General features: G+C 69.8%; 12 protein-coding genes. 5 read left to right on the top strand and 7 right to left on the bottom strand.

Annotated features, from left to right (window positions below; translation table 11 throughout):
* Position 1: 1 nt before the first annotated feature.
* The 3 genes from OG787_RS43360 (at position 2) to OG787_RS43350 (ending at position 3,038) form a co-directional block, all read left to right on the top strand.
* Positions 2–943, top strand: coding sequence for an alpha/beta hydrolase (locus tag OG787_RS43360; protein WP_369030095.1), 942 nt, complete (start codon positions 2–4; stop codon positions 941–943).
* 122 nt (positions 944–1,065) lie between these two features.
* Positions 1,066–2,304, top strand: coding sequence for a PucR family transcriptional regulator (locus tag OG787_RS43355; protein ID WP_405538964.1), 1,239 nt, complete (start codon positions 1,066–1,068; stop codon positions 2,302–2,304).
* An 80-nt stretch (positions 2,305–2,384) separates the two neighbouring features.
* The gene (locus OG787_RS43350) at positions 2,385–3,038 is read left to right on the top strand and encodes a cutinase family protein (protein WP_405538963.1); all 654 of its coding nucleotides are present in this window, start codon (positions 2,385–2,387) and stop codon (positions 3,036–3,038) included.
* 80 nt (positions 3,039–3,118) lie between these two features.
* On the opposite strand, the gene OG787_RS43345 is transcribed toward OG787_RS43350, so the two are convergent.
* Both OG787_RS43345 and OG787_RS43340 read right to left on the bottom strand, forming a co-directional pair.
* Positions 3,119–4,846, bottom strand: a complete 1,728-nt coding sequence (locus tag OG787_RS43345; protein WP_405538962.1) for a hypothetical protein — start codon at positions 4,844–4,846, stop codon at positions 3,119–3,121.
* 111 nt (positions 4,847–4,957) lie between these two features.
* Positions 4,958–5,584, bottom strand: coding sequence for a hypothetical protein (locus tag OG787_RS43340; RefSeq protein ID WP_369030099.1), 627 nt, complete (start codon positions 5,582–5,584; stop codon positions 4,958–4,960).
* 165 nt (positions 5,585–5,749) lie between these two features.
* Between OG787_RS43340 and OG787_RS43335 the strand changes: the two genes are divergently transcribed.
* Together OG787_RS43335 and OG787_RS43330 are read left to right on the top strand one after the other, a co-directional pair.
* A complete protein-coding gene (locus tag OG787_RS43335) occupies positions 5,750–8,950 on the top strand; it encodes a glycoside hydrolase (RefSeq protein WP_405538961.1) in 3,201 nt (1,066 codons plus the stop codon).
* A gap of 83 nt (positions 8,951–9,033) precedes the next feature.
* The gene (locus tag OG787_RS43330) at positions 9,034–9,249 is read left to right on the top strand and encodes a superinfection immunity protein (protein ID WP_369030101.1); all 216 of its coding nucleotides are present in this window, start codon (positions 9,034–9,036) and stop codon (positions 9,247–9,249) included.
* Between the two features lie 26 nt (positions 9,250–9,275).
* On the opposite strand, the gene OG787_RS43325 is transcribed toward OG787_RS43330, so the two are convergent.
* The 5 genes from OG787_RS43325 to OG787_RS43305 all read right to left on the bottom strand — a co-directional run bounded on the left by OG787_RS43325 (position 9,276) and on the right by OG787_RS43305 (position 16,556).
* A complete protein-coding gene (locus OG787_RS43325) occupies positions 9,276–11,429 on the bottom strand; it encodes a glycoside hydrolase family 127 protein (protein WP_405538959.1) in 2,154 nt (717 codons plus the stop codon).
* A 34-nt stretch (positions 11,430–11,463) separates the two neighbouring features.
* A complete protein-coding gene (locus OG787_RS43320) occupies positions 11,464–13,383 on the bottom strand; it encodes a glycoside hydrolase family 127 protein (RefSeq protein WP_405540755.1) in 1,920 nt (639 codons plus the stop codon).
* Positions 13,384–13,438: 55 nt separating this feature from the next.
* A complete protein-coding gene (locus OG787_RS43315) occupies positions 13,439–14,260 on the bottom strand; it encodes a carbohydrate ABC transporter permease (protein ID WP_369030103.1) in 822 nt (273 codons plus the stop codon).
* Between the two features lie 14 nt (positions 14,261–14,274).
* Entirely contained in the window at positions 14,275–15,147 is an 873-nt protein-coding gene (locus tag OG787_RS43310; protein WP_369030104.1) for a carbohydrate ABC transporter permease, read from the bottom strand.
* Positions 15,148–15,260: 113 nt separating this feature from the next.
* A complete protein-coding gene (locus tag OG787_RS43305) occupies positions 15,261–16,556 on the bottom strand; it encodes an ABC transporter substrate-binding protein (RefSeq protein ID WP_405538958.1) in 1,296 nt (431 codons plus the stop codon).
* Positions 16,557–16,716: the final 160 nt, after the last annotated feature.

The following is a 16,716-nucleotide window of genomic DNA, read 5'->3' as shown; positions in this document are numbered from 1 at the left end:
CATGTCCCACCACCACGCCGCAGGAGTGTCCCGACGCACCGTCGCCAAGGCAGCCGCCGCCGTCGGGCTCACCGGGCTGCTCGGCGCGAGAACCGCCACCGCGCACGCCGCGACCCGCCTCGGTCCGCGCACCCTGGACGTCTCCGTGGCGTCGCCCGCCCTGGGCCGCAGCGCGCCGCTACGACTGATCCTGCCGTCGGGGTTCGCGACACAGCCGACGCGGACCTATCCCGTCCTCTACCTCCTGCACGGCGCCCACGACGACTACACGTCCTGGACCCGGGAGACGGACATCGAGGCGTTCACCGAGGGCCGCGACCTGATCGTGGCGATGCCCGACGCGGGGCCCACCGGCATTCCCAGTGCCTGGCGCGGCGGGCCCGACTACGAGACCTTCCAGCTCACGGAGGTACCCGCGCTGCTCGCCCGCGAGTACCGGGCCTCCGGTGTCCGGGCGGTCGCCGGGGTCTCCACCGGCGGCTACGGCGCGATGGCGCACACGGCGCGCCATCCGGGCATGTTCGCGGCGGCGGCCTCGTACAGCGGCATCCTCGACACCACCGCGCCCGGGGTGCCCCCGCTCGTGGACGCCATCGTGGCCCGTGAGAACCTCGCGCCCCGCTCCCTCTGGGGCAGCCCGCTGCTCAACCTCCTCACCTGGCGCGACTTCAACCCGCGGGCCCGCGCCGAAGGGCTGCGCGGCACCCCGCTGTACGTCTCCAGCGGCAGCGGGATCGTCGGTGGCACCGGGGACTGGCTGCCCGAGGCGCTGGAGAGCGCCCTGTGGCTCTCCGCGCACGCCTTCACCGACACGCTCGCCCTGCTCCGCGTTCCGGTCACCACCCACTACTACGCGGGAGGAGGACACAGCTGGGCCTACTGGAAGGGGGAGTTCAGCGCGTCGTGGCCGATGCTCGCCGGTGCGCTGGGGGTGCAGGAGTGAGGCCCGTGCCGTCGGGGCACGGAACGGAGCGCAGGGGACGTCCGTCCAACCCTGGACTTGTCCCCCGCCCCACGGGCAACAGCCCTAGGGTGAGCCGTCTCCGGGTGAAAGGAGGGCCCGCCGTGGCCACCCCCTCCCCGCACGGCGCCCCGGACGGCTCCGGAGCGACCCCTGTGCCGGCCGAACTGGCCAAACTGCTGCGCGACCAGTTGGAGGCCGTCGCCGACGAGGTGGAGGCGGAGGTACTCACCCAGGTCCCGGAGTACGCCGCCCGGTCGTTCGACGGATCGAGCCGTGCGCTCCTCAGATCGGGGGTCGTGCAGGCGCTCACCCTGTTCGTCGACCACATCGCCGACCCGCGCGCCCGGGGAGACTCGATCACCGCGATCTACCACGAACTGGGGCGCGGCGAGGCGCTGGAGGGACACAGCCTCGAAACGCTCCAGTCCGCTCTGCGGGTCGGCGGGCTCCACGCCTGGCGGCTGCTGGGCCGCACGACGGAGGAACTCGGTCTTGACTCCTCGGTCATGGCCGGGCTGGGCGAGCTGGCGTTCCGGACCGTGCACGAGGTCGCCGAGGCCGCGGCGGCGGGGTACGCGGAGGGGCAGCTGCGTTCCACGGACGAGCTGGAACGGCGCCGGGGGCGGCTGCTCGCCCTGTTGCTGGGCGAGGGTCCGGTGTCCCCGGAGGCGGTGCGGGACCTGGCGCACGGCGCCCGGTGGACCGTACCGCCGTACGTCGCGGTCGTCGTCCTCGCGGCCACGCCCGAACAGCGGGACGAGGAGCGGCCGTTGGCGGCGGCGGGGGCGCTGGTGGACATGGAGACCCGGCCGCCTCGGATGCTGGTGCCGGACCCGGACGGCTCGGGCGGCTTCGGCGGCCGGGCGTTCACCCTCGCACTGCGCGGGCGGCCGGCGGCGATCGGGCCGACGGTGCCGCTCACCGAGGCCGCCAGGTCGTTGCACTGGGCCACCCGGGCGCTCGGGCTGATGGGGCGCGGGATCCTGCCCCGGCAGGGGGTGGTGCGCTGCGCCGACCACCTGTCGACCCTGCTGCTGCACAGCGACGAGCCGATGCTCGCCCAACTCCGGGCGCGCGCCCTCGCTCCCCTCGACAAGGTCTCGGAACAGCAGCGCGGCAGGCTCGCGGAGACACTGATCGCGTGGCTGCTCAGCGGCAGCAACGTGCCTGATGTCGCCGCCCGGCTGCACATCCACCCGCAGACGGTCCGCTATCGCCTGCGCCAGCTGGAGAAACTCTTCGGCGAGGCCGAACTGCACGATCCGGGTACCCGCCTCGATCTGATCCTGGCACTCACCTCGGCACAAAAAGGCGAGGAATTCATGAATTCCCGTCCATAACCCTCAGTGCGGCAACGCGAATACGTTCGGGACGTCCTTTTCCATAGGCGCTGACACGCCTCACCCGCAAAGGATCCCCCATGCGTATCCGCTACTGTCTCGCCTCGCTCGCATTCGCCGGCGGGGCCGCACTGACCACGGTCCCGGCACCCGCCGCGTCCGCCGCCGTGACCGCCGCCGCCTGCACCGACATCGACGTCGTCGCTGCTCGGGGCACGTTCGAGCCGGGCACGCTCGGCGCGATCGTCGGCGACCCCGTGTATTCCGCGCTCCAGCGGAAACTGACGGGCAAAAGCCTGTCCAGCTACAAGGTGGACTATCCGGCGGACCTTTCCCTCACCTCGGCCGCCCAGGGCAACTCGGATCTGGTGGACCACGTCAGGAGCCAGGCGGCTTCCTGCCCGAGTCAGCGTTTCATTCTGGTCGGCTATTCGCAGGGTGCGAACGTCGTCGACAACTCCGTCGGAATCAGCAGCGCCGGCGCGGTGGTCGGCAGCCCCGTCGTGGCCACCATTCCCGCCGCGCTGGAGCCGAGGGTCGCCGCGTTGCTGCTGTTCGGCAACCCGATCCGGGCCCTCGGCAAGAGCGTCACCGGCACCTACCAGAGCCGCACCATCGACTTCTGCGCCGAGGGCGACCCCATCTGCGAGAACGGCGGCGACGACGTACTGGCCCACCTCGGTTACACCGCGAACGCGGGTGCGGCGGCCGACTTCGCCGCGACCAAGGTCTGAGCCGAAGGCCGTAGGCCGTACAGAGCGGGAAAGGGCCCGGGAGGAATTTCCTCCCGGGCCCTTCTTCCATGGGAGGGAAGCTACTTGGGCTCCCGGGCGAACTCCGTCAGTGCGGCGGAGACCGGCTCGGGCAGGCCGTTGTTCTGCTCCGGCGCCGCGGTCAGCACGTCGAGGTGCTGATAGCCGTCGGCGACCACGGGATCGAGTTCGGCGGGCACGCGGCCTGCGAGCAGCCCGTCACCCGCCAGCACGGTGAGCGTCGGATCGGCGGTGAGCCCCTCCGGGTGCACGATCAGCCGCTTCACCTGCGGGGAGGTGGCCAGTTGGAGATCGGTCACCAGCTTCGTCGGGAAGTACTGCTCGGTGAAGTCGAGCGGCTGCTCGGCGAGACTGCGGGCCAGCTCCTGGATGTCGGTGACCTCCTTGCCCGCGCCGGTGAACGGCGTCCCGTCCGCCGACCGGTACCCGGGGTCGTCGGAATCGCCGACGCGGTCGTAGTTGCGCCAGGTGTAGAGGGGCCCGTGCGGCCGGTCCGGGATGGCCTTGTACGCCGTACCGAACAGCCCCGGCTGCTGGTCGCCGCCGTTGGCGACGGGGAAGGTCTTGTCCACGATCGGCCCGCCGTCGAAGAACCCCACGCTGCTCTGTAGGAACGCCAGCGGTACGGAGTTGTCGTCCAGCAGCGCGCCGAGCACCGCCTCGTTGGTGAGCCGGAAGTCCTTCACGGCCGGTGTGCCGGTGAGAAAGACACCGGCGTCCTTGGAGAACAGGAAGCGGTTCGTCGCCTCGATGTTGACGTTGGCGGGCAGATACGACGGCAGATCGGCCTCACCGCCCCCGTCCCGTACGGCGCCCACGCCCGCGATGGCCAGCAGGGTCATCGTCTCGGCGTTCAGCAGCACCGGCGCGGACAGCGAACGCGGCAGCACTCCGCTGTCGAGCCCGGCCTGGACGACGCCGTAACCGAGGCCGATGTCGGGCAGGTTGGTGTCGTCCGGGATGCTGCCGCTCAGGTCGGCGAGCGAGGTGGAGACGGTGGTGTCGAGGGCGAAGTAGCCCGCGCACTGACGGTGTCCGGCGTCGGCGGTGGTGGCCGGATTGCCGTCGAAGTCGGCGGTCGCGAAGTACCCGGTGATCACCCCGCCCAGGGAGTGCCCGCCGCACAGCACCTTCTCCTCGCGCAGCCCCTGATCGGGCAACTCGGCGGTGAGCAGGGCGTATTGATCACGCACGGTCTGCTCGATGCCGAGCTTCGCCATCCATCCGAGCTTGTCGTTGCCGAGGAAGCCGGCGAACGTACGGCCCTCGACCTGCTTGCCCCGGTAGTAGTAGTCGACGGCCGTGTGCTGGTCGCCGGAGTCGGTACCGGTGTGGTCCTCCAGGCAGTTGGAGCGCCGGTCCAGCGCCCAGAACTCGATGTGCAGCCCGCGCTCGGCGGTCCGCGCCACGGTGTTGCGGGCGACGCTGTCGAAGGCCCCGGCACCCTCCAGGATGCCCGGTTGGGCGACGAGGATCCGGTCGGCGTCGGCCGACGACGCGGGCCCGTCGGAGGAGCGGTAGCGCAGGTACGACAGCCAGTCGCACGCCGCCGGCCGGGCCCCGAAGGACGCCGGCAGCGGTGCCTTCACCCGGACCACCGTCTCCGTCACCCCGGCGACCGCACCCGGGCTCGACAACGTCACGGGGGCCTCGGTACGCGTGCTCTCGCCTCGCGCGTCCGGGGCCGCCACGGTGAGCGTCCCGGTGGTCAGCAGCACCGCAAGCGCGGTGCTGCGCCACGAACTCCCTCTGCTGCGACTCGTCTTCATAGCGGGACCGTAGGACCGCGGGGACCACGCGATCAGGCGGTGCTCACAAGAACGCAGCTCCCGTCGGCACCTTTGTCATCAGGCACCAACTCCTCATGCTCGTGAGGCCGCCTACAGTCCGTCGGCCTTCATCGCGGCGACGATCCGGACATGGCGATCGGCCGCCGTACCGGAGAACTCGTTCTCGTAGTTGAGGCCGTACGGCCAGAAGTGGCCGCCGCCGGTGGAGATCTTGGCGCTCGACCCGTCGAACTGCCGTACCAGCGCCGTGGCTTGGGCGCCGGTCCAGGTACCGCTGCCGCCCAGCGAGGACCAGCCGGAGCTGGTGCCCACGCCTATGGTGTGGGCGATCTCGTGCAGGGCGGTCCGCTCGGTCATGTAACTGCGGTTGCTGCCGAAGCGGATGGTCCCGTTGATGTTGCCGTCCGCGGTGGGCACACCGGGCTCGTAGTGGACGGTGATGGTCTTCCCGAGGTCGCTGAGGTTGTTGTAGCGGGCCACGGCGGCGTTCATGGCCGTGGTGATGAGGTTGTACGCACTCTGCTGGTCCGTCGTGGGGTTGCTCGCCCTGACGAGGGTCCAGGTGATGGTGGCCGCCGCGGCCCGCTCGCCGGCGACCGGCGCGGGCTGCGGTGCCGCCTGTGCGATGCCGGGGCCTGCAAGCATCGTGGCTGCCAGTGCGGCCACAACTGCCTTGTTGCGCCAAGGGGATCGCCGAGAACTCGACTCTGAACTCATGGGGGCTCCTGTGGGGGGGGGGAGGACCGAAGAGGAAACGTGCCCGCCCACCATCTTGACGTGTTCATTCCCGTAATCAAGCATGTGAACGCGATTCCTTCTGTTCGGTTCTGTTCGTCTTCGTGTGTTCGTCTCCGTGTGTTCGCCTCCGTCGAAGGGAGTGCCGTGTCCTCTCGGCATCGCCGTCGCCTCGTCCGGGTACTGGCTCCAGTCGTTCCTCTGGTGCTCGGTGCGGGACTCGTGGTCGCACCGTCCGCAGCGGGCGCGGACGCGGGCCCGGCGGCGCAGAGCGCGGTCACGGTAAGGATCGATCCGTCGTACCAGCAGCAGGAGTTCGAGGGCTGGGGCACGAGTCTCGTCTGGTTCGCCAACGCGACGGGCGGCTATCCGGAGCCCGTGCGAAGACAGCTGGTGGACATGCTGTTCGGCGACGACGGGCTCGCCCTGAACATCGCTCGCTACAACATCGGCGGCGGCAACGCCCCGGACGTCCGCACCGATTACATGAAGGCCGGCGCGACCATGGACGGCTTCTGGAAGGCGCCCGAGGGCACCACCCAGAAGGACAAGGACTGGTGGGACCCGAACAACCCGGACCACTGGAACTGGGACGCCGACGCGGGCCAGCGCTGGTGGGTGGACCAGATCAAGGACAAGGTCACCACCTGGGAGGCGTTCAGCAACTCGCCGCCCTGGTTCCAGACCGTCAGCGGATACGTCTCCGGGGGCTTCGACGCGAACACGGACCAGATCCGCTCGGACCGTGTCGACGAGTTCGCGACCTATCTGGTGAAGGTCACCGAGGAGATGGAGAAGCGACACGGGATCGAGTTCGACACCATCGATCCGCTGAACGAGCCCAACACCAACTACTGGGGTACCCAGTTGGGCGCCGACGGTCAGCCCACGGGCGGCCGTCAGGAAGGCGCGCACGCCGGGCCGGGACTCCAGCAGAAGGTGATCCTGGCCCTCGACAAGGCGCTCGTCGGGGCGCGGACCGACGCCACGATCTCCGCGATGGACGAGACGAACCCCGGTATCTTCACCCAGAACTGGAACGCCTACAGCGCCGAGGCCCGGGCCGCCGTCGACCAGCTCAACGTGCACACCTACGGCACGGGACAGCGCACCAGCGCCCGGGACATCGCCAAGGGCGCCGACCGGAAGCTGTGGATGAGCGAGGTCGAGGGCACCTGGGGCACGGGCACCGACTTCACGGGCATGGAACCGGGGCTCGGCATCGCCACCCGGATGGTCGACGACATGCGTGAACTGGAGCCCTCCGCCTGGGTGTTCTGGCAGCCCGTCGAGGACTCGATCCCGCAGGCCGCCGCCGGCAAGAACTGGGGCAGCATCCATGTCCCGTTCAACTGCACGGCCACGGACACCCTGGAGACCTGCCCGATCAAGGCCAACTCCAAGTTCCACACCATCCGGAACTTCACCCACTACATCCGCCCCGGCGACCACTTCGTGAAGACCGACGACGCGTCGACCGTCGCCGCGGTGAAGGCGTCCGGCCGTGCGGCGACGGCCGTGCATGTGAACAGCGGTACGTCCGCCCGTTCCGTGACCCTCGATCTCTCCCGCTTCGGCAAGGTCGGGCGCCAGGCCTCCGTCACGCCCGTGGTGACGAGCGCCGACGGCGCGCTCGTACAGGGCGCACCGGTCCGGGTGACCGACCGTTCGGCGACGCTCACCGCCCCCGCGAAGTCGGTCACGACCTTCCTGGTCGAGGGCGTCAGCGGGGTGGCGAAGGACGCCGCCCTTGTCCAGCCCGGCCATGTCTACCGGCTCCAGGGTGCCCAGAGCGGCAAGTCGCTCACCCCGTCGGACGACGGCACCGGCGTCGTCATCCGCACGACCGACGCGACGAACCCCCAACAGCTCTGGTCCGTACGGCAGTTGACGCCCGGCACCGAGAACCGCGAACGCTACGCCCTCACCACCGCCACGACGGGGAGACAACTCGCCGTACGCGACAACCTGGCCGTACTGGAAGACCCGCCGACCGGAGAGCCCGACGCCGCCGCCCAGTGGATCCTGTCGACCACCGGCGACAACACCTGGACCTTCGTCAACGCCGCCACCGGCCGCCTGCTCGATGTCACCGGCCAGTCCTCGGCGGACGGCGCCAAGGTGTCGACATACACCCCGACTTCGGCGGCGAACCAGCGCTGGGCGGTGCCCGACGAGACGGTCCTGCGCACCGAGTCCGCCAAGGTGTTCACCGTCCCCGGTCTGCGGCCCGAGCTGCCGACGACGGTGACGCCGGTGTTCCGGGACGGTTCCCGGGGCGCCCTCCCCGTCGTGTGGAACGTGCCGTCGGACCGGGCCTGGCGTCATCCCGGGACCGTACGGGTCAGGGGTGAGGCGACCGACGCGCTCGGGCGCACGATCCCGGCGACGGCGGTCGTCACCGTCGACACGATCGCCTCGACCCTGCCCGGTCGCGCCAAGACATACGTGGGCGGCCGACCGGAGTTGCCCACCACGGTCGTCGGCGTCGGCGCGCACGACGGCCGGACCGACCTTCCGGTGACCTGGGACCCGGCGCCCGACGGGGCGTACGGCACGACCGGGGTCGTCACCCTCCACGGCACCGCCCGGATCGTCGGCGGCGGAACGGCCGACGCGACCGTACGCGTCCAGGTCACGGAGCCGGTGGCGACGAACATCGCGCCCGACTCGGACGTCTCCGTCGCCGCCACCTTCACCGAGAGCGGCTACTCGGCGGAGCGGCTGCGCAACGGCGACCTGTCGGAGAAGGCGTGGTCCAACTGGAAGCCGGGGAACACCAAGAACCCCTCGGACACGATCACGTTCACGCTGCCGAAGGCCCGCGATCTGAGCCGGGTCGTCGCGTACTTCCACCGGGACGGGTCCAACGCGTCCTTCCCGGAGAGCCTCAAGGTGCAGGTCCAGGCGGCCGACAGCGGCACATGGACCGACGCGAGCGACCCCGTCCCGGTCGGGACCGAGGGCACGCCGGTGATCGACGTACCGCTGACGGCGGGGCCGGCGACCGGGGTGCGTGTGGTCATGACGGCGCGTCAGGGCGGTTACGTCACGATGAGCGAGGTCGAGGTGTACGCCAAGTCCCCCGGCGTCTCCTCGGATTCGGCCGCCGCGTCGATCGAGGTGGCCGGAGTCCCGCTCGCGGCGTTCGACCCGGGGACGACCGACTACCGGGCCACGACCCGCGATCCGGCGCGGGCCGTGGTCACGGCGACGGCTCGCGACCCCTACGCGAACGCCACGGTCGAGACGATCCGCGAGCACGGCCGGACGCGGGCCGTCGTCACGGTGACCGGTGAGGACGGGACGCGGACGACGACGTACCGGATCGCACTCGTACGGCGCTGACGACACGCCGAATCTGGCCTGTTATGCACATGGCAGCATAGAGTTGCGGTTTGCAAAATACCGTTCCAGTTGGGGTGTGAGTTGTGGGAAGTGCACTGACCGCAGTCGTCATTTTGGCTCTTGCCGTGCTTTATCTGCTGCCGTCGTACATCGCATTCAACCGTGGGTCGAAGGACCGGTGGCTGATCCTCATCATCAATGTGTTCCTCGGTGGATCGGTCATCGGGTGGGGTGTCGCTCTCTACCTGGCTCTCCGCGCGCCGAAGAAGGTCAAGGACACGGCGGAGAGTCTTGCCTGACGGCTGCCGCTGCGGCTCCACGGGCGTCAACGCCTCAGGTTCGCCCGGACGGCGGCGGCGACGACCGCGTCCCGCTCCGTCCGGCTGAACAGCCCCTGCGCGAGCCAGTCGTCGGCGAGGACCCGGACCGCGTCCAGGAAGGCCCCCTGGGTGGCGAAGGGAGCCCGTTCCCAGAGCACGTCGAGGAAGGTCAGGCCGTCCGGGCGGGCGCGGTTCGGTACGCCGGAGGTCGCCGTGCCGAACACCACGACGGGCTCGGAGCGCTTGAAGTAGGCGTGGTAGCGGGCGGTGTCGGCGATATGGAAGGGGGCCAGGGTCAGTCCGTGCGTGGTGAAGTGCAGCGGACGGCCCTCGGGCCTCACCGTGGCGGCGAGGTCGCCGCGCAGTGTGAAGTCCTTGCAGAAGGAGAACGTGCGGAAGGTCGTGGTCAGGCTCCGGGCGACCAGCAGGACGGGGCCGTAGAACAGTGACTGGACCGTCGGGTCGTCAACGGCCCGTTCGACGCGCAGGCGGTACGGAGCGGAGACGGTGATCCGGTCGCCGGGCTGCCAGTTGCGGCTCAGGGTGAGATAGCTCCCGGGCGCGGAAGTCGCCGCCTGCGGAACCCCGTTGACCGCGACGGCGAAGCCTCCCGTGGCCCAGGACGGCACCCGGAGTTTCAGATCGAGGCTGCCGCCGCCCTCACGGAAGACCAGGGTGCGGACGCCCTCGGACGGATAATCGCTCGTCTGCTCGACTACCAGGCCCCGCTCCGGCCAGCGCAGGGTCGACGCGAGATAGAGGTTCACATACAGGGCGTTGCCGTCGGCTGAGCGGAAGTACACCGAGTCCTGGTACTTGGTGTGGTTCTCCATCCCCGTACCACCGCAGCACGTACCGGTGTTGCCGAACTCGCGCACAACCCCCGGGCCCATCCCGACGAAGTACGTGACCTCCGGACTGTCCGAACTGCGGGCGTCCCGGCGGGAAGCGAGGATGTGGTTGGTCAACCCCCGCTCGTAGTAGTCCAGATAGGCCGGGTCGGGGGTGTGGAAGAACAACTGCCTGCTCAGTTTCAGCATGTTGTACGTCGCACAGGTCTCGGCGTTGTTGTCGCCGAGGGTCGCCGCGATGGCGTTCCGCGCCCGGAACATCTCGCCCTGACCCGTGCCGCCCAGACTGTAGGTCCGTGGACCCGCGACCATGCCCCAGAAGTTGCGCGCGGCGGTGGCGTACTCGGTCTCCCCCGTGTGGTCGAACAACCTTATGTAGCCGGTGAATTGGGGGATGTGCTGGTTGGCGTGCCGGCCGTCGAGGATGTCACGGTTCTCGGAACAGGCTTCGAGCAACGCGGTGTTGTCGAAACAGCGGGCGGCGGCGAGGTGTTCCGCCCGGCCGGTGAGGGCGTACAGGTCGGCCAGCACCTCGTTCATACCGCCGTACTCACCGGCGATGTAGATCGACCACATGCGCTCCAACTGCGCCTGGGGCAGGCGGCTCAGCCTGCTGTGCACCCAGTCGCCCATCTTCGAGACGATGGTCAGGGCCTGCTGGTTGCCGGTCAGGGTGTGGGCGTCGAGGAGGCCGCGCATGATCTTGTGGCAGGTGTAGTAGGGCGCCCAGATGGTGGGGTAGGTCGTGTAGCTCTCCAGCAGGACGAACTGCGTCTCCGGGTACGCCGCGAGGTATCCGGGGTGGCTCGGTCTCGGCGATCCGTGGTCGGCCAGGGCCTGTTGGCACTCGCCGAGCGCGGTGACCAGATAGTCGAGCTTGGCCTTCAGCGCGGCCTCGCGGGTGTCGGCATACGCCTGCGCCACGAGGGTGAGGAAGTGACCGCCGAAGTGGCCGCGCAGATTGCCGTCGGCGGTCTCCCAGCCGCCGGGCGGCTGCGCGCCCCGGGTGTCGAGCCCGGCGTTGGCACGGAAGACGGCCAGGATGCGATCGGCCGGGTAGGCCCTGGCGTACTCCAGCATCAGGTCGCGCTTACGGCGGAACACGCCTTCGCCCAGGGTGACTTGGTCGAGGGGGAAGGGATGTACGGCCCAGGTGGTGGGCGGGGCGAGCGCGGGGAGGACGGCGCCTGACGCGGGTAACTCCGGGGCCGCCGCGTGCGCCGCCGGTATCGCGTACGTGAGCGGCGCGGAGGCCGCACTCGCGGCGGCGAGTCTCAACAGGCCTCTGCGGGTGGGGGGTCGGGTCATCTCGGGCTCCGATCGTGGGGTTCGGGGGCCTGCTCTAGGGCTCGGTGGTCGTCGGCAGCCACACGCGCATCGTCGAAGGGCCGCGGTTCGCCCAGGAGTTGTAGGGGACCAGGACGATTCCCGCACGCTCGGCGGCGGAAACGGTGGCCCGGTCCAGTGGCCGGTACGGCCATGCGGCCTGACTCGGATCGACCTCGGCCTGTTCGACGACTTCGCCCGGCGCGACCACGGTGCCGTCCGGCCCGTCCTCCGGCTCGACGGACGGATCCACCCGTACGGCGTCCACTTCACGTCCGTCCGGCAGGTCCACGGACTCGGCGCAGTACACCAGCGGGCCGCGCTGGACGGCGACCGTGCCACGTACGGCGTCGATGCGCGGGTCCGGCGCGATCCACCGTGGGGCCACGGGGAGTTCGAGCCGGATCTCGTCACCGGGGGCGAACATGCGGGTGATCTCCGCGGTCCCCGGGTCGACCGTACGGCAGGTTCCGTCCGGGTCGACCAGGTAGGCGGTGGCGCCCTCGGTCCAGGCGGGGACGCGCAGCGACAGGGTCCAGGGGTGGGCCGGGGGCGAGGTGTCGATCCGTACCGTCACGTTTCCGCCGGACGGGTAGTCGGTGCGGACGCTGAGGGCGACCGCGTGGCCGCCGGTGAGGGTCGTGGTGATCTCCGCGTCCGCGTACTGGTGGAGCTGGACGCCCTGGTCGTCGGCCGTGGCGAGGTACGCGGGGAGCTGGGCCAGGGTGCGGGCCACGTTCGTCGGGCAGCAGGAGACCGCGAACCAGGGGGCACGCAGGCTCGATTGGGCGCGCGGGCTCACCTCGTCGGCGGCGGGTACGGCACCTCGGCGGCGCCGGTGCAGGCTGTTGGCGTAGAAGAAGGACCGGCCGTCCTCGGACGGGGAGGTGGCGACCACGTTGAACAGGGTTCGCTCGGCGAGGTCGGCGTAGCGCGGGTCGCCGGTGGCCAGGAGCAGCCGCCAGCCGAGCTGGACGGAGGCGACCCCGGCGCAGGTCTCCGAGTAGGCGCGGTCGGGCGGGAGGACGAAGTCGTCGCCGAAGGCCTCGTCGCGGTGGTGCGAGCCCATGCCGCCGGTCAGATAGGTGCGCCGGGCGACCCCGGCCTCCCACTGCCGTACGACCGCCGCGAACAACTCCTCGTCCCCCGTCTCGACGGCCACGTCGACCGCGCCGGACGCGAGGTAGAGGGCGCGGACGGCGTGGCCGCGCAGCGTCGTGGCGTCCCGTACGGGCACGTCGTCCTGGTGGTAGACGCGGCCGAACTCGTCTTCGGCGAGGGTGCCTCGGCCTCGGCGCTCGATGAACAGCGCGGCCTGGTCGAGGTAGCGCTGCTCGCCGGTCAGCCGGCCCAGTTCCACGAGGGCCATCTCGATCTCCGCGTGTCCGCAGACGCGCTCGATGCCGCCTCGGCCGAACGTGGCGCAGATGTGGTCGGCGGCGCGGCGGGCGACTTTCGTCAGCTCGCCCTCACCGCGGGTCCGGGCTTGGGCGATGCCCGCCTGGATCAGGAACCCGTAGCAGTACAGCTCGTGGCCCCATTCGAGGTCGCTGTAGCGGGGCTGCTGTCCCGGGTGGCCGAAGGCGGTGTTCAGATAGCCGTCCGGTTCCTGGGCGGACGCGACGGCCTCGGTGAGGGCCGCGATGTCGGGGTCGAGCGCGGCGCCGGTGCCACAGGCTGCCTGCCAGGCCATCGCTTCGAGCAGCTTGTAGATCTCCGAGTCCGCGAACTCCCTTCCGTGCCGGTCGTGTTGGATGCGGCCCTCGGCGACGGCACGGAAGTTGCCGGTCCAGCCGACCCGTTCCATCCAGTCACGGCAATGGGCGAGCGTGGCGGTGGCGTTGGTCTCGCGACGCCGGGCCCAGAATCCGCCGGTGATCCTGACCTCGTCGAGGCCCAGGGGGCGCAGCCGTCCCCGGGTCGGGGCCACGGGCACTACGGTCGACAACTCTCGGTTCTCGCTCACCAATTGATGCCTCTCATTCGGATCGTCAGCCTTTGAGCGCGCCCGACATGAAGCCACGTACGTAGTGCCGTTGCAGCAGCAGGAAGAGAAGGAGACAGGGCACCGCGAGGACCACCACACCGGCCTCGGTGGCGCCGTAGTCGACGGCGCCCATGCTCTGCTGACGGAGGTTGGCGACGGCCAGCGGCAGGGGTGCCTTCTCGCTGTCGGAGATGAGGATCAGCGGGGCGATGAAGTCGTTCCAGGCGGCGAGGAACGCGAACAGGCCGACGGTGATCAGCCCCGGTCGTACGGCCGGGAGAAGGACCCGGCGCAGGGCGCCCGCCGTACCGCAGCCGTCGACCAACGCCGACTCCTCCAGTTCGCGCGGTACCGCCTCGAAGGAGATCCGCATCATGAAGGTGGCGAACGGCAGCTGGAACATGGTCAGGACGAGGCTCAGCCCGATGAGCGAGTTCTGGAGGTGCAGCCGGCCGAGCAGCACGTAGAGGGGGATGAGGAGGGTGGCGTACGGGACCATGAGGATGGCCAGCGTCAGCAGGAACAGCAGGTTCTTGCCGGGGAAGTCGAAGCGGGCGAAGGCGTATCCGCCCAGCAGGGACACCCCGAGGGTCAGGGCGACGGTGAGCGCGGAGACGACGGTGCTGTTGAGGAAGTACTGCCACAGGCCCGCGTCGTAGTCGAGGAGCGTCCGGTAGTTGCCGAGGCCGTAGCCGGACTCCTGTGCGGTGCCGGGTTGTCCGCTGACCGAGGCCCAGGCGTTCCACACCAGCGGAAAGAGAAAGATGACGGCCAGCCCTCCGGCGACGACGTAGTAGGGCGTACGGCCGAGGGCTCGGGTCAGCACGGTCGGGTCCCCTCTCATGACTCGTCGGCGCGGCGCAGACCGCGGAACTGGAGGGCGTTGAGGAGCAGCAGTACGGCCAGGACGATCACCGAAAGAGCCGCCGCCGTACCGAGGTTCATCCGCTGGAAGGCCTCCCGGTAGATCAACTGGACGACGGTGACGGTGCTGTTGTCCGGTCCGCCCTTGGTGAGGACGAAGAACTGGTCGAAGGCGAGCAGCGATCCGGTCACACAGAGCAGCAGCGTCAGCGCGAGGGACGGGCGCAGGAGCGGCAGCGTGATGGAGCGGAAGATCTGGCCCCGGCTGGCGCCGTCCATCCGGGCCGCCTCGAACACGTCGTGGGGGATGCGCTGGAGGCCCACGAGAAGGATCAGCATGTAGAACCCGGCGAACTTCCAGACGATCAGGAAGACCGTCGAGAGGAGCGCGGAGGTCGGGGTGCCGAGGAAGGACACCGGGTCGTCGACGAGACCCAGGTTTTCGAGGATGTCGCTGAGGGGGCCGGTAGTCGGGCTGTACAGCCCCCAGAAGAGCAGGGACGCGGAGGCGAGCCCGAGGGCGCTGGGCAGGAAGTAGACCGTACGGAAGAACCCCGCCGCCGGTCGGGACTCCTGCACGAGTAGGGCGAGGAGGAGTGCGAGGCCGAGGAGGATGACCGTGACGATCACGGTGTAGAGAAGCGTGAAGCGGACGGCCGGCCAGAAGAGGGCGGTGTCGGTGGCGTCGGTGTAGTTCTCGGGGGTGTTGAGGCCCCGGTCACCGGCGAGGAGGGGCCAGTCGCTGAGGGACATCTGGCCGACAAGGAGGAGTGGCAGTAGGAAGAAGACGGCAACGAAGACGGCGGTGGGGGCGGCGTAGGCGAGGCCCTGGGCCTTGCGGGTGCGCATGAGGCTCCTTTACAGAGTCGGCCAACTGTGCCGCTGAAGGGCAGGGGCGCAGCCCCGCCCTTCAGGGGCGCGGGGAACTGCGCGACCAGCCCCCACGCACCCGCAGACAACCCTCAGTCCGCCAACGAAGCACTCACCGCCTCGTTGTCCTTCTCCACATCCGCCCCATCACCGAACACCGCATCCCGCATCAAGCTCAGCCAAGGCCCATTCGGATCGTTGAAGGTCTGGCCGAACTTCAAGGCGTACGGAGTACGTCCCTCCCCCACCAGCTCGTTGATCGTCACGAGCCTCGGATCCGCGTCCGAGTACTTGTTGGACGCCAGATCCGCCCGCGCCACCACATCCTTGTGCGCGGCGACCACATCGACCTGCGCCTTGTCACCCAAGGACCACGCGAGGAAGTTCCAGGCCTGGTCAGCCGACTTACTGGTGGCGGAGATGCCGATGGCGTCGCCGCCGACGAAGGTGGACTTGCCGCCGTCGGGTCCGGGGATGGGCGCGACACCGAGGTCCAGGTCCTTCGGCATCAGCCCCAGCGTGGTCGAGGGCATCGGCATGACCCCGACCTGCCCCTTCGGGAAGACCCCGGTCCAGGTCGCGCCGGTCTCGTCACGGGCGCCGGGGGCGACGATGTCGTCGTCGACCCAGCCCCGGTAGGTGTCGTAGACCTTCTTCGCGGTGGCGGAGTCCAGCGTCGCCTCGGTTCCGTCCGCGTTCAGAACGTCCTCCCCCGCGGCCCAGATGGACGGCCACCAGGTGAAGACCCCGCAGCCGCCGCAGTTCCCGCCGAAGAACGTGCCGTTGACGCCGCCGCCGAGCGCGTCCACGGCACGGGCCTGCTGGTCCCACTCGCCGAGGGTGGTGGGCGGCTTCTCCGGGTCGAGTTTCGCCTGCCGGTAGAGGTCCTTGTTGTAGAAGAGCACCGACAGATCGAGGGTGTGCGGGACGACGTACTTCCGGTCCTCGTACGTGCCCGCCTTGATGTGGGACGGGGCGAGGCTGTCGGCGAAGGGCAGGGCGTCGATGCGTTCCGTGAGGTCGGCGAAGAGGCCGCTGGAGGTGTAGTTCGGGACGAACACCACGTCGGAGGCGAACAGGTCGGGCAGATCCTTGGAGCCGGCCGCCGCACCGACCTTGGCCTGGTAGTCGTCAGTGGGGACGACGGTCAGCTCGACCTTGTTCTTGTGGCTCGCGTTGTACGCCTTGACCAGGGCCTCGCTCTGCGGCCGGGTCGCCGCCCGGGTCCACATCGTCAACGTGGCACCGTCGTCGACGCCGGTGACACCGGCCGCTCCCCCGCCACCCCCTCCTCCACCGTTCGAGCCGTTGTCGTCGGAACCGCAGGCGGTGACCAGGCTCACGGCGGCGAGAAGCGCGACGGCGCCGGTGGCAACTCTGTGCCCCATAACGATCCCCATAAGGATCCCCCTCGTGTGGGTTCCGCGCCGGAAAGAAACCGAAAAGGCTTTCTGAAGCTAGGACTCGGCTCACGGCCCGTCAATCCCCTTGCACAGAAGGGAAGTCCGAGCCTGATGTCACGCCCGCCACGCACACCGAAACCTGTGA

The organism is Streptomyces sp. NBC_00075 (assembly GCF_045041225.1).
Classification (GTDB): domain Bacteria; phylum Actinomycetota; class Actinomycetes; order Streptomycetales; family Streptomycetaceae; genus Streptomyces; species Streptomyces adonidis.
The sequence above is the reverse complement of the archived record's forward strand: the minus strand, read 5'-3'. Positions and strand labels throughout refer to the sequence as shown.

Bases quoted from the DNA above. Each gene is read 5' to 3' on its own strand.
- OG787_RS43350 (WP_405538963.1), top strand. From the start codon at position 2,385: ATGCGTATCCGCTACTGTCTCGCCTCGCTCGCATTCGCCGGCGGGGCC.
- OG787_RS43305 (WP_405538958.1), bottom strand. From the start codon at position 16,556: ATGGGGCACAGAGTTGCCACCGGCGCCGTCGCGCTTCTCGCCGCCGTG.
- OG787_RS43310 (WP_369030104.1), bottom strand. From the start codon at position 15,147: ATGCGCACCCGCAAGGCCCAGGGCCTCGCCTACGCCGCCCCCACCGCC.
- OG787_RS43345 (WP_405538962.1), bottom strand. From the start codon at position 4,846: ATGAAGACGAGTCGCAGCAGAGGGAGTTCGTGGCGCAGCACCGCGCTT.
- OG787_RS43360 (WP_369030095.1), top strand. From the start codon at position 2: ATGTCCCACCACCACGCCGCAGGAGTGTCCCGACGCACCGTCGCCAAG.
- OG787_RS43340 (WP_369030099.1), bottom strand. From the start codon at position 5,584: ATGAGTTCAGAGTCGAGTTCTCGGCGATCCCCTTGGCGCAACAAGGCA.
- OG787_RS43325 (WP_405538959.1), bottom strand. From the start codon at position 11,429: ATGACCCGACCCCCCACCCGCAGAGGCCTGTTGAGACTCGCCGCCGCG.